Here is a 12,231-nt window from a genome sequence, read left to right as displayed (position 1 = left end):
TCAGGCCACCACTTCGATGTCGGTGGACTGGATGCGCTTGACGCCCTTGGCCGCCATCTGCTTCCAGGCCGCAGCCAGCGACCCGTTGAGGTCGATGGCGCGCGTCGCGTCCTCGATCACGTAGGCCTCGAAGCCGTGCTTGCGCGCGTCGAGCGCGGTCCAGGCGACGCAGAAGTCGGTGGCCAGGCCGCTCACGAACACCGTCTTGATGCCGCGCTGCTTGAGGTAGCCGGCCAGGCCGGTCGCGGTCTTGCGGTCGGCCTCCTCGAAGGCCGAGTAGCTGTCGACGCCCTTGTGGAAGCCCTTGCGGATGATCACCTGCGCGGTCGGCAGCTTGAGGTCCTTGTGCAGCGCCGCGTCGTCCGTGCCCTGCACGCAGTGGTCGGGCCACAGCACCTGGTTGCCGTAGGCCAGCTTGATGCTGCTGAAGGGTTTCTGGCCCGGATGCGCGCTCGCGAAGGAGGCGTGGCCCTGCGTGTGCCAGTCCTGCGTGACGACGATGTTCTCGAAGGCCGTGGAGAGCTTGTTGATCACCGGCACCACCTCGGCCCCGCCCTTGACCGGCAGCGTCCCGCCGTCGACGAAGCAGTTCTGCACATCGACCACGATCAGAGCCGCGTTGGCCGCCGGCTTGATCTTCGCCGCAGCGATGAGCGGCGCCGAAAGTCCCGCGAGCCCCAGGGCTGCGGCGGACTGAAGAAAGGTTCTGCGGTGCGTGTTGTGCATGGTGTGCGCTCCTCGGGTTGAAATAATCCTGTGATCAGACGCTCAGGTACGCCCTGCGCACCTCGTCGTTGGCGGCCAGTTCGGCCATCGACGCCTGGTAGCGGATTTGTCCCTTCTCGAGCACGTAGGCGCGGTCGGACACGAGTTCGGCGAAGTGCATGTTCTGCTCCGACAGCAGGATGCTCACGCCCTGCGCCTTGAGCTCGAGGATCATGTTGGCCATCTGTTCCACGATCACGGGCGCCACGCCTTCGGAGGGCTCATCGAGCAGCACCAGGTAGGGGTTGCCCATCAGCGTGCGCGCCACGGTCAGCATCTGCTGCTCGCCGCCGCTCATGCGGCCGCCCGGGCGGTTCGGCATCTCGCCGAGGTTGGGGAAGAGCTTGAACAGGCGTCCGGGCGTCCACAGCGGCGCGTCGCTGCCGTCGGCCCAGCGGCGCGCGGCCTGCTTGCCGACTTCGAGGTTCTCCATCACCGTGAGGTCGGTGAACACGCGCCGGTCCTCGGGCACGAAGCCCAGGCCCAGCTTGGCCGCGTGGTGCGGCTCGCTCTTCGAGATGTCGTGGCCCAGGAAGCGCACCGCGCCGCGGCGCTTGCTCAGCATGCCGATCAGCGCCTTGAGCGTGGTCGACTTGCCGGCGCCGTTGCGGCCCATGAGCGCGACCACTTCGCCGCGTCGCACTTCGAGGTCGACGTCATAGAGGATCTGCGCGGCGCCGTACCAGGCACACAGGGCGTTGGCTTCCAACAACTGCTCATGCGAACTCATGCCGCCTCTCCTATCGCCGCGTTCACCGCGGCCGCCTTTTCGGCGATCTTCTCGAAGGTCTTGCCGCTGCCGAAGTACACCTCCTGCACCTTCGGATGGTCGCGGATCTCGAGCGGCTTGCCCTGCGCGATGAGGCGCCCGCGCGCCAGCACGATCATGCGGTCGGCGTACGCGAACACCACGTCCATGCTGTGTTCGGTGAAGAGCACCGCCATGCCGCGGTCGATCACCAGTTGCTTGGTCAATGCCATCAGCGCGTTGCGCTCCTTGGGTGCCATGCCGGCGGTGGGCTCGTCCATCAGCAGCAGCTTGGGACTGTTGGCCATCGCGATCGCGAGCTCGACGCGCTTGACATCGCCGTAGGCGAGCACGCTGCAGGGCCGGTCGGCCTGCGCCTTCATGCCGACCTGGTCGAGCAACGCCAGCGCCTCGTCGCGCTTGTGATCGGCGGCGCGGCGCCAGGTGGAGAAAAGTTTGTGGTCGTGCGAGAGCAGCGCCATCTGCACGTTCTCGACCACCGTGAGCGAGGCGAAGGTCTCGGCGATCTGGAAGGTGCGGCCCACGCCCATGCGCCAGATCTCGCGCGGCTTGCGGCCCACGAGTTCCTGGCCGTCGAGCAGGATCGATCCGCGATCGGCCTTCAACTGGCCGTTGACCATGTTGAAGGTGGTGGACTTGCCGGCGCCGTTGGGGCCGATCAGCGCGAGCAGTTCGCCCGGCGCCAGGTCGAAGCTGATGCCGTCGACGGCCTTGACGCCGCCGAAGGATTTGCCGAGTTCCGAAACTTTGAGGAGGCTCATGCTTCGGCCTCCTTCAGCTTGCCGGCCGCGCCGCCGCGCCGCCGATCGAACAGCTGCTTGGTGAAGCCCGCGATCCCCTGCGGGAACAGCAGCACGAGCAGCAGGATGATCCCGCCCAGCATCGCGCGCCAGTAGTCGGTGTTGCGCGCCACCGTGTCGTGCAGCCAGGTGAAGGTGACGGCGCCCACCACCGGACCTGCCAGCGTCTGGATGCCGCCCAAAAGCACCATCACCAGCCCGTCGACCGACTTGCCCACGCTCAGCGATTCGGGCGAGATGCTGCCCTTGGAAAACGCATACAACGCACCGGCCAGGCCCGCGGCGGTACCCGCGATCACGAAGGCCACCCACTGCATGCGCTTGACGTCGATGCCGATCGCATCGGCCCGCAGCGTCGAGTCGCGCCCGGCGCGCAGCGCATAGCCGAAGGGCGAGAACAGCACGCGGCGCAGCCACAGCACGCCGATCGCCACCAGTGCGAGCGTGAGCCAGTAGTACACGCGTTTGTCCGAGAGCCACGCCGCCGGCCAGACACCGGTGAGGCCGTTGCTGCCGCCGGTGAAAGTGTCCCACTGGTAGGTGATGGCCCAGGTGATCTGCGCAAACGCGAGTGTGAGCATCGCGAGGTAGACGCCCGACAGGCGCACCGCGAACCAGCCATAGACGAAGGCGCCGGCCGCCGCCACCAGCGGCGCGACGACGAGCGCGAGCTCCATCGGCATGCCGCTCGCGCGCACCAGCAGCGCGGCGCCATAGGCCCCGAGCCCGAAGTAGGCCGCATGGCCGAAGGAATGCATGCCGGCCGGGCCCATGATGAAGTGCAGGCTGGTCGCGAACAGCGCAGCGATCATGAGGTCGATCATCAACACCGTCGTGTAGGGCGAGTCGGCCGTGATGAAGGGCATGGCTGCGAGCACGAGGCCGAACACGGCGGCCGCGATCAGGTAAGCCCTGCTCGGGCGGCGCAGCGGCTCCTCCTGCATGCCCACATAACGGCTCGGCGCCTGCGGCCGGCCGAACAGGCCCCAGGGGCGCCACACCAGCACCACCGCCATCACGAGAAAGTCGACCACCAGCGTGAGCTTGGAGAACGAGACGCTGATGCCGAAGACATCGACCACGCCGAGCCAGATGCAGATCGCCTTGATCTCGGCGATCAGCAGCGCGGCCGCGTAGGCGCCGGGAATCGAGCCCATGCCGCCCACGACGACGACGACAAAGGCCGCGCCGATGGTGTTGAGGTCCATTTCGAGCGTGGCCGGTTCGCGCGGCAGCTGCAGCGCGCCGCCCAGGCCCGCGAGCAACGCGCCGAGCGCGAACACGGCGGTGAACAGCCATGCCTGGTTGACGCCGAGCGCGCTGACCATCTCGCGGTCCTGCGTGGCGGCGCGCACCAGCGTGCCGAAGCGCGTGCGTGTGAGCAGCATCCAGACCAGGCCGAGCACCAGGGGGCCGACGACGATCAGGAACAGGTCATAGGAAGGAAACTGGCGTCCGAGGATCATCACCGAGCCCGAGAGGCCGGGCGCGCGCGGGCCCAGCAATTCGTCGGGCCCCCAGAACCACAGCACCGCGTCCTTGATCACCAGCACCAGCGCGAAGGTCGCGAGCAGCTGGAACAGCTCGGGCGCCTTGTAGATGCGGCGCAGCAGCACCACCTCGATCAGCGCGCCGAGCACGCCGACGGCGAGCGCGGCGATCACGAGCGCCGGCCAGAAGCCGAGTCCCGTGCCCAGCCGTTCGACCAGCGTATACGCCACGTAGATGCCCACCATGAAGAACGAGCCATGCGCGAAGTTCACGATCCGCGTGACGCCGAAGATCAGCGACAGGCCGGCCGCCACCAGAAACAGCGACGACGCACCGGCCAGGCCGTTGAGCAATTGAACAATGAACCCCGAGAAACTCATGGTGGACGTGCTCGATCAATCCGCGGTGCGCGATTTCTTCACGTCGGCGGCGGAAGGCTGGAACTTGGCGCCGTCGAAGTACTGGTAGTCGACCATCACGCCCTTGCCGTTGTCGTTCTTCGTCTTGCCGACGAAGGCGCCCATGGTCGATTGGTGGTCTTCGGGGCGGTAGAGGATCTTGCCGAAGGGCGTGTCCACCTGCAGGCCCTCGAAGGCGGCGACCAGCTTCGGCGTTTCGGTGCTCTTGGCCTTGGCGGCGCCGGCGGCGACCGACTTGATCATGGTGTAGCCCACCACCGAACCGAGGCGCGGATAGTCCTTGTACTTGTTGTGGTACGCGAGGAAGAAGGCCTTGTGCTCGGGCGTCTGGATGCCGTACCAGGGATAGCCGGTGACGATCCAGCCGTTCGGCGCCTCGTCCTTCAGCGGATCGAGGTACTCGGGTTCACCGGTCAGCACGCTCACCACTTCGCGGCCCTTGAACAGGCCGCGCGTGTTGCCTTCGCGCACGAACTTCGACAGGTCGGCGCCGAACAACACGTTGAAGATCGCATCGGGCTTGGCATCGGCCAGCGCCTGCACCACGCTGCCGGCATCGACCTTGCCGAGCGGCGGCGCCTGCTCGGCGACGAACTCCACATCGGGTTGCGCCGCCTTCAGCAGCTGCTTGAACGCGGCCACCGCCGACTGGCCGTACTCGTAGTTGGGGTAGACGATCGCCCAGCGCTTCTTCTTGAGCTTGACCGCTTCCGGCACCAGCATCGCGGCCTGCATGTAGGTGCCCGGGCGCAGGCGGAAGGTGTACTGGTTGCCGCCCTGCCAGGTCATCTTGTCGGTGAGCGGCTCGCCGGCCAGGAAGAAGAATTTTTTCTGCTTCGCGAAGTCGGCGACGGCCAGCCCGGTGTTGGACAGGAAGGTGCCGGTCAGCACGTCGATCTTCTCGCGCGAGATCAGCTCTTCGGCCACGCGCACCGCGTCGCCGGGGTTGGCGTTGTCGTCGCGCGTGATGAGCTCGATCTTCTTGCCGTTGACGCCGCCCTTGGCGTTGATCTCCTCGACCGCGAGCTCCATGCCCTTCTTGTAGGGCTCGAGGAAGGCGGGCTGGGCCTTGTAGCTGTTGACCTCGCCGATCTTGATCACGCCCTGCGCATGCGCGGGGACGAGTGCAGTGGCGAGCGTGGCGACGGCGGCCGCACTGAAGACATGACGCAGGGGGTTCATTGAAAGCTCCTTGGGGTCGAACGGAAGAGGAAATGCATGAAGTGGCAAGAGCGGCTCAGCGGAGGCCGTCTTCGCCCTTGATCTCGGAAACCTGCAGGCCGCCGATGCGCGGCAGCGGACGGCCGCTGTCGGTGACCGCCACCGCGACGACGATCTCGTTGGCGCGCGGCGCATCCGACACGCGGGCCTCGACGGCGTCGAAGTGGCTGCGCACGAAGGCCGCGTCCTTGTGGCCCAGCGGCACGTCGATGGCGGTGCCGAGCGTGCCGCGCTTCTTGGCCGAGGGCACCAGCGCCGCGCCCTTCTCGACCGCCACGCGCAGCGGCGCGCCGAGCTTGGGATGCAGGATGGCCGCGGCATGCTCGAGTTCGCCGGACTCGCCGACGATCGCAGCCTTGCCGTAGCTCTGCACGCGGCCGGGCTCGATGCCCAGCGCGGCGACGGCCTTCTGGCCGAGCAGCGCACCCAGCTCTTCGCCGATGGCGATCAGTTCGTCCAGCGATTCGCTGTAGCGGCCTGCATAGGGGTTCTCGATCACCGCGATGGCGACGGCGCGGCGCGTGGGCGGCTCGATGCTTTGGCCCATTTCCTTGCGGGTTTCGTCGACCTGCACGACGAGCTTGCGGATGTTGGCGCTCATGGTTCTCTTTCCTTGTCTTGTCTCTGGATCAGGGATAGTGCGCTCAGCGCAAGCCGTCCCACTTGGCGATGTTTTCTGCGCGCAGGCCGCCGACGCGCTCATGCACGCGGTAGCCGGTGCTCATCGCGAGGATGAAGACGATCTCGTCGGACAGCGGCGCACCGGGCACGCGCACTTCGATCGCGTCGAACTGCCCGCGCACGTAGCTGGCATTGATGTTGGTGAGCGGCACATCGAGCGCCGCGCCGGGCGGCCCCACCTTCTTGGTGGAGGGCACGATCGAGAGCGCATTGCCGGGCTGCCCGGTCTTCTCCTCGGCCTTGCCCTGGCGATAGGCGTCGCGGTCGCCCTTCCAGCCGAGCAGCTCGCGCATCGCATAGCCGCCTGGCACATGCCACAGCGCGCCGTGCTCCAGCTCGCCGGCGGCGCCGACGATCGCGCCCTTTCCGTAGGTGGCGATCTGCTCGAGCGGCACGTCCATCGCGGCATGCAGGCGGTGCGCCATGTCGACGCCGACCGGATCCAGCAGGCTCATCATCGGCAGGATGTCGGGCTCGTAGCGGCCCGCGAAGGGATTGGTCAGCACCGCGCCGATGGCGCCGCGCACCAGCGGCGTTGCGGCGCGTGGACCGAACTCGTGGTGGATGTGCTCGACATGGGTGAAAACGCGACGTATATCGATCATGAAAAGAAGCCCTGCTTTTCGTTAAGCAAATACTGAACCAACTGCAGCGGCACGGGGCGGCCCCGCAATGGCCGAGACACCGGACGCATGCGAGCTTAAGGGCTCGACCATCGCCCATTGCCCCTGACAAACCAGCACGGCCGACCACACCAGCCCCGCGCGCTGCAAGGCCGCGGCGCGGGCCGCGCCCGCATCCAGTGCGCGGCGCACCTGCGCTGGCGCCAGCGGCTCCACGTCGGTCGTCACCGGGATGTCGCCCAGATCGCTGTCGTCCTTGCAGGCGCTGGCCGGCAGGCGATGGATGCCGGGGTCAACGACATCGACCGCGTTGGCGATCACGGTGGCCGCGGCATCGGCTTCGGCCGCCGTGGCTGCGAGCACGGTCACGCTGTCGGCGATGCCGAGCGAGAAGCTGCGGCCGCGCCAGCCGCTGGTGGCGACGCCGCGCACCGGCATCTCGGCGCCGATCTCGAACTGGCCGTCGGTCGCGAGCGGGCCGCTGTCACGCAGATCGAAGCGCGCGAGATCGGCGAACAGGCCGACGCGCGCCGAATGACCGGGCGCCAGATGCAGCGCGATATCGCCGCCGTTGTTGATCCACGCGCGCTCGATGCCGGAGCGCTGGTAGCAGGCGATGAGTTCCTGCGCCACGGCACCGGCCACGGCGGCCATCGGCGTGATGAAGCCGGCACTGAACGGGGCACAGGCCTTCCACATGCGTTGCGCGATGGGGCCTTGCAGCGCGCATTCGGTGCCCACGGGCTGGCGCAGCAGCGGCAGCTCGGTCACCAGCTCTTCGAGCACGGCGCCGAAGCGCCGCCACGCGAGTTCGTGCGCGACGGCGACCTCGACCGCGTCACCGTGCGCCTCGGCCACGATGTCGATCGGGCCGTGGTTGAGATGCCAGCGGCCGCCGTCGAGCGCGGTGCGTTGGGCGGCCATGGGAATGAAGTCCGTTCAGCCCAGCATGGGCGGTTGACCGAGCGGCCAGGGATTCGCATCGTCCATGCGAAGCCATTGGCGCGCCAGCGGCGCACCGTCGTTCTGCCAGGCGCCGCGCGCCAGCGCCTGTTCGAGCGAGAACACATGCTCCATATGCCCACCCAGCGCCGCATAGTCCTCGCGCCGCATGCTGAACTCGATGGGCGCCACGATCGCGGGCGTGGGCACGGTGCCGAAGCTGTTGTCGGGCATGCGCAGCACGTCCACCATCACCGTGATGCCGCCGCCGGGCCACACATAGGCCGGCGCGCCGCCGCAGGTCACGTTGACCAGCGCGCGCTTGATGGCGCGCGTGAGCAGCACCGGGTTTTCGGTGACGCCGGCGCGCAAGGACCCGCCGGCGCCGCCGAGGAAGAGCACGCTGCACAGCGAGGGCTCGCAGTTCTCGCCGATGCGCTCGACGATGCGGCGCACTTCGGCGGGCATCTCCTGCTCGACCGGCTGCAGTTGATCGTCGAGTACGTACCACTGCGCATGTTCGCCGGTGGTGGAGGTCATCAGGAGACGCAGGCCCGGCTTGGCCACGCCCTCTTCCCAGCCCTCGATGATCGACAGCGGATCGTCGATGTCGGTGCCGCCCCAGCCGTTGCCGGGGTTCGCCACCTGGAAGTAGCGCCCGGGCGTGGACTTGCGCCCGCGCATCTGGATGCCCGAGGGCGGCATGTCGAGGCAACGCCCGGCCTGGTGCTCGGTGAGCACGCCGGTGATGTGGTCGTCGACCACCACCACCTCGTCGGCCTGGCTGAAGAGCTGGCGCGCGAAGATGCCGACGGCCGCCGAGCCGCAGCCCACGCGCATGCGCTTTTCCTCCACGCCGTTGACGATGGGGGCCTTGCCGGCCTGGATCACCATGCTGGCGCCGCCGTCGATCACGCATTCGACCGCCTTCTTGTTGCCCAGCAGCTGCATCAGCTCGGCCGTCATGCGGCCCTCCTTCTTGCTGCCGCCGGTGAGATGGTGCACGCCGCCGAGCGAGAGCATCTGCGAGCCGTACTCGGCCGTGGTGACGTGGCCTACCACCTCGCCGCGGTAGCGCACGTTGGCCTGCTCGGCGCCGAGGAAGCGGTCGGTGTCGATCTTCACCTTGAAGCTGCAGTAGCTGAAGATGCCCTCGGTCACGACCGTGACCATGTCGACGCCCTGGGCTTTGGAAGCCACGATGAAGGGTGCGGGCTTGTAGTCGGGGTAGGTGGTTGAGGAGCCCACGCCGGTGACAAAGACCTCGTCGGCATGCAGGAGATCGCCTTGCCAGTCCGGGTCCGCTTCCGCGGGCGCCTGTTCGGCCGCCGGCCGCGCAAAAGGCACCAGCGCGGGCGATTCGCTCGCGAGTTCGCGCCGCAGCAGCAGCACCGGATCGACGCGCACCAGCACGCCCTCGCGGTTGGCATAGCGGTCACAGGCGCCGGTGCGCCCCTCGGAGATCTGGCACAGCACCGGACAGGCGTTGCACTCGACCTTGCTGGTGCTCATGCGCTCGTTGCGCAGGGGCGAGCGGCCGCCGGCCTCGGGCAATACCGGCATGTCCATGCCGGGCAATCCGTCTGTCTTGGTGTGTTCGGTCATCGGGGGCTACTCTTGAAATCGGGGCCGATCGGATCTGCAACAACCGTGCCGGAAACCGGCTTGTATTGGACTCACGGTTTGTGTAGTATTCCCTACACTTTCATGTTGCAATCACTACATTGAAGGCCAATGTAGCAAACAGAATCGATGCTTGCAATGGTGTTTTCGCGGCGTCGCCGACAATCGGCAGGTTCCCTTTTCATTCATAACCATCCCTGATTCCTATGAGTGCATTCAGCGAAGAACGCGTGTTGAGCGTCCACCACTGGACCGACCGCCTGTTCACCTTCACCACCACGCGCGACCCGGCGCTGCGCTTTTCCAACGGCCACTTCACGATGATCGGCCTCAAGGTCAACAACAAGCCCTTGTTGCGCGCCTACAGCATCGTGAGCCCCAACTACGAGGAGCACCTGGAGTTCCTCAGCATCAAGGTCGAGGAAGGCCCGCTCACCTCCAGGCTGCAGCACGTCCAGGTGGGCGACACCATCATCGTGGGCCGCAAGCCCACCGGCACGCTCTTGATCGACTACACGCTGCCGGGCAAGCGCCTCTATCTGTTCGGCACCGGCACGGGTCTTGCACCGTTCATGAGCATCATCCGCGACCCGGACACCTACGAGAAGTTCGAGCAGATCATCCTGGTGCACGGCGTGCGCCAGATCGACGAGCTGGCCTACCACGACCTCGTGACCGACCACCTGCCCAAGCACGAGTTTTTGGGCGAGATGATCGAGAAGCAACTGCTCTACTACCCGACCGTGACGCGCGAGGAGTTCCGCAACATGGGCCGCATCACCGAGCTGATCGAGACCAACAAGCTGACCGACGACCTGGGTCTGCCGCCGCTCAATGCCGCGGAAGATCGCGTGATGCTCTGCGGCAGCCCGGGCCTCCTGGTGGACTTGAAGCACATCCTGGAAGCGCGCGGGTTCAAGGAAGGCAACACGTCGACCCCCGGCGATTTCGTCGTAGAACGCGCCTTCGCCGAGAAGTAAATGGCCAACGGCCGCAGCCTGCCCAAGCCGGCCACGCGCCGCACCGGCGTGCGCGAGGCCGCCGCGCAGGCCACGCGCGAGAGCATCCTGCGCGCGGCCACCAAGGTGTTCGCGAAGTACGGCTACGACGGCGGCAGCGTCGAGAAGATCTCGAAGGCCGCGAAGTCGTACGACCGCATGATCTACTACTACTTCGGCAGCAAGGAAGGCCTCTTCATCGCGGTGCTCGAGGGCATCTACCGGCGCATGGACGAGGCCGAGGCCGCGATCGACCTCGACGCATCGCGGCCGGTCGAGGCGCTGACGGCGGTGATCCGCTTCGTGCTCGGCTACTACCGCAAGAACCCCGAGTTCGTCACGCTGCTCAACACCGAGAACCTGCACAAGGGCCGGCACGTCGCGAAGTCGCTGCGCGCGCGCGAATACTCGTCGCGGGCGATCGCGATCATCCAGAAGCTGCTCGAAAGCGGCGTCGCGCAGGGGCTGTTCCGCGACGCCGTGGCGGCGCGCGATCTCTACCTGCTGATCGCCTCCACCGGCTACTTCTACACATCGAACCGCCACACGCTGACCGCCTTCCTCGGCGAGCCGCTGGAGACGCCGGAAGCCGTGGCGCACTGGGAAGACTTCGTGATCGAAACCGTGCTGCGCACGGTCGACGCGGGCGCTTCCGACGAAGAAACCACCTCAATCTCACCCCACGAAGAGGCAAAGAAATGGCAGAAGTCGCAACCGGCGCAAAGTCGGGCAAGGTCGTCATCCGGAACATAGGTCTGTTGCTCTCGGGCGACATCGACAAGCCCATCCTGGACGCCGACACCCTGGTCGTGAACGACGGGCTGATCGTCGCGGTCGGCAAGGAAAAGGACTGCGATCTTGAAGGCGCGCAGACCCTGATCGACGCCAAGAAGACCTGCGTCGCCCCCGGCCTGATCGACAGCCACGTGCACCCGGTGTTCGGCGACTGGACGCCGCGCCAGAGCCAGCTTGGCTGGATCGATTCGACGATGAACGGCGGCGTGACCACGATGATCTCGGCCGGCGAAGTGCACCTGCCGGGCCGGCCCAAGGACATCGTGGGCGTGAAGGCCCTGGCCATCACCGCGCAGCGCGCCTTCGACAACTTCCGCCCCGGCGGCGTCAAGGTGCTGGCGGGCGCGCCGGTGCTCGAGAAGGGCATGGTCGAGAGCGACTTCAAGGAAATGGCCGAGGCCGGCGTGGGCCTGCTCGGCGAAGTCGGCCTGGGCTCGGTGAAGGCCGGCTACGAGGCCAAGGAGATGGTGGCCTGGGCGCGCAAGTACGGCATCCAGAGCACCATCCACACCGGCGGCCCCTCGATCCCCGGCTCGGGCCTGATCGACAAGGACGTGGTGCTCGAAGCCGATGCCGACATCATCGGCCACATCAACGGCGGCCACACCTCGCTGCCCGAGGCGCATGTGTGCGAGCTGTGCGAGAAGTCTTCGCGCGCGATCGAGATCGTGCACAACGGCAACGAGCGCGTGGCCATCGCGGCTGCCAAGGCGGCGTTGGACCTGAAGTGCCCGCACCGCGTGATCCTCGGCACCGACGGGCCGGCCGGCTCGGGCGTGCAGCCGCTGGGCATCCTGCGCATGGTGGCGATGCTGTCCTCGATCGCGAACATCCCGGCCGAGCTGGTGTTCTGCTTCGCGACCGGCAACACGGCACGCATCCGCAAGCTCAATTGCGGGCTGATCGAGGTCGGCCGCGCGGCCGACTTCGTCTTCATGGACCGCGCGCAGCACACGGCCGGCAGGACGCTGCTCGAAAGCGTGCAGCTCGGCGACATCCCGGGCGTCGGCATGGTGATGATCGACGGCATCGTGCGCTGCGGCCGCAGCCGCAACACGCCGCCGGCGACCGAGATTCCGGTGGTGGTGTCGGGGGTGCACTGAC

Annotated in this window: 12 protein-coding genes; 3 read left to right on the top strand and 9 right to left on the bottom strand. The window is 67.1% G+C overall.

Features of this window, described 5'->3' with window-relative positions:
- The 9 genes from pncA to ACSQ89_RS01495 are packed head-to-tail and all read right to left on the bottom strand — an operon-like array spanning position 1 to position 9,316.
- A complete protein-coding gene (gene pncA, locus ACSQ89_RS01535; RefSeq protein WP_093104336.1) occupies positions 1–726 on the bottom strand; it encodes a bifunctional nicotinamidase/pyrazinamidase in 726 nt (241 codons plus the stop codon).
- A 34-nt stretch (positions 727–760) separates the two neighbouring features.
- Entirely contained in the window at positions 761–1,495 is a 735-nt protein-coding gene (locus ACSQ89_RS01530; RefSeq protein WP_436292346.1) for an ABC transporter ATP-binding protein, read from the bottom strand.
- Positions 1,492–2,295, bottom strand: coding sequence for an ABC transporter ATP-binding protein (locus tag ACSQ89_RS01525; RefSeq protein WP_436292345.1), 804 nt, complete (start codon positions 2,293–2,295; stop codon positions 1,492–1,494). Before ACSQ89_RS01525 ends, ACSQ89_RS01530 begins: the two co-directional genes overlap by 4 nt.
- Positions 2,292–4,205 (bottom strand): ABC transporter permease, encoded by a 1,914-nt coding sequence (locus ACSQ89_RS01520; protein ID WP_436292344.1) that lies wholly within the window; start codon positions 4,203–4,205, stop codon positions 2,292–2,294. Before ACSQ89_RS01520 ends, ACSQ89_RS01525 begins: the two co-directional genes overlap by 4 nt.
- 15 nt (positions 4,206–4,220) lie before the next feature.
- A complete protein-coding gene (locus ACSQ89_RS01515) occupies positions 4,221–5,426 on the bottom strand; it encodes an ABC transporter substrate-binding protein (protein WP_436292343.1) in 1,206 nt (401 codons plus the stop codon).
- Positions 5,427–5,481: 55 nt separating this feature from the next.
- On the bottom strand, positions 5,482–6,066 hold the full coding sequence (locus tag ACSQ89_RS01510) for an amino acid synthesis family protein (RefSeq protein WP_093104344.1): 585 nt from the start codon (positions 6,064–6,066) through the stop codon (positions 5,482–5,484).
- 43 nt (positions 6,067–6,109) lie between these two features.
- Positions 6,110–6,751 (bottom strand): amino acid synthesis family protein, encoded by a 642-nt coding sequence (locus tag ACSQ89_RS01505; protein ID WP_436292342.1) that lies wholly within the window; start codon positions 6,749–6,751, stop codon positions 6,110–6,112.
- A 21-nt stretch (positions 6,752–6,772) separates the two neighbouring features.
- Positions 6,773–7,693, bottom strand: coding sequence for a UPF0280 family protein (locus tag ACSQ89_RS01500; protein WP_436292341.1), 921 nt, complete (start codon positions 7,691–7,693; stop codon positions 6,773–6,775).
- 15 nt (positions 7,694–7,708) lie between these two features.
- The gene (locus tag ACSQ89_RS01495) at positions 7,709–9,316 is read right to left on the bottom strand and encodes a 6-hydroxynicotinate reductase (protein ID WP_093104349.1); all 1,608 of its coding nucleotides are present in this window, start codon (positions 9,314–9,316) and stop codon (positions 7,709–7,711) included.
- Between the two features lie 224 nt (positions 9,317–9,540).
- On the opposite strand from ACSQ89_RS01495, the gene ACSQ89_RS01490 reads away from it, so the two are divergent.
- Genes ACSQ89_RS01490 through ACSQ89_RS01480 form a run of 3 tightly spaced genes read left to right on the top strand, consistent with a single transcriptional unit; the run spans position 9,541 to position 12,230 of the window.
- Entirely contained in the window at positions 9,541–10,314 is a 774-nt protein-coding gene (locus ACSQ89_RS01490) for a ferredoxin--NADP reductase (protein WP_093104350.1), read from the top strand.
- Positions 10,315–11,085 (top strand): TetR family transcriptional regulator, encoded by a 771-nt coding sequence (locus ACSQ89_RS01485; protein WP_436292340.1) that lies wholly within the window; start codon positions 10,315–10,317, stop codon positions 11,083–11,085.
- Positions 11,031–12,230, top strand: a complete 1,200-nt coding sequence (locus ACSQ89_RS01480) for an amidohydrolase family protein (protein WP_436292339.1) — start codon at positions 11,031–11,033, stop codon at positions 12,228–12,230. The genes ACSQ89_RS01485 and ACSQ89_RS01480 overlap by 55 nt, the downstream gene beginning before the upstream one ends.
- Position 12,231 lies beyond the last annotated feature (1 nt).

The organism is Variovorax sp. LjRoot175 (genome assembly GCF_964253805.1).
Classification (GTDB): domain Bacteria; phylum Pseudomonadota; class Gammaproteobacteria; order Burkholderiales; family Burkholderiaceae_C; genus Variovorax.
This window is presented reverse-complemented; position numbering and strand designations above follow the sequence as displayed.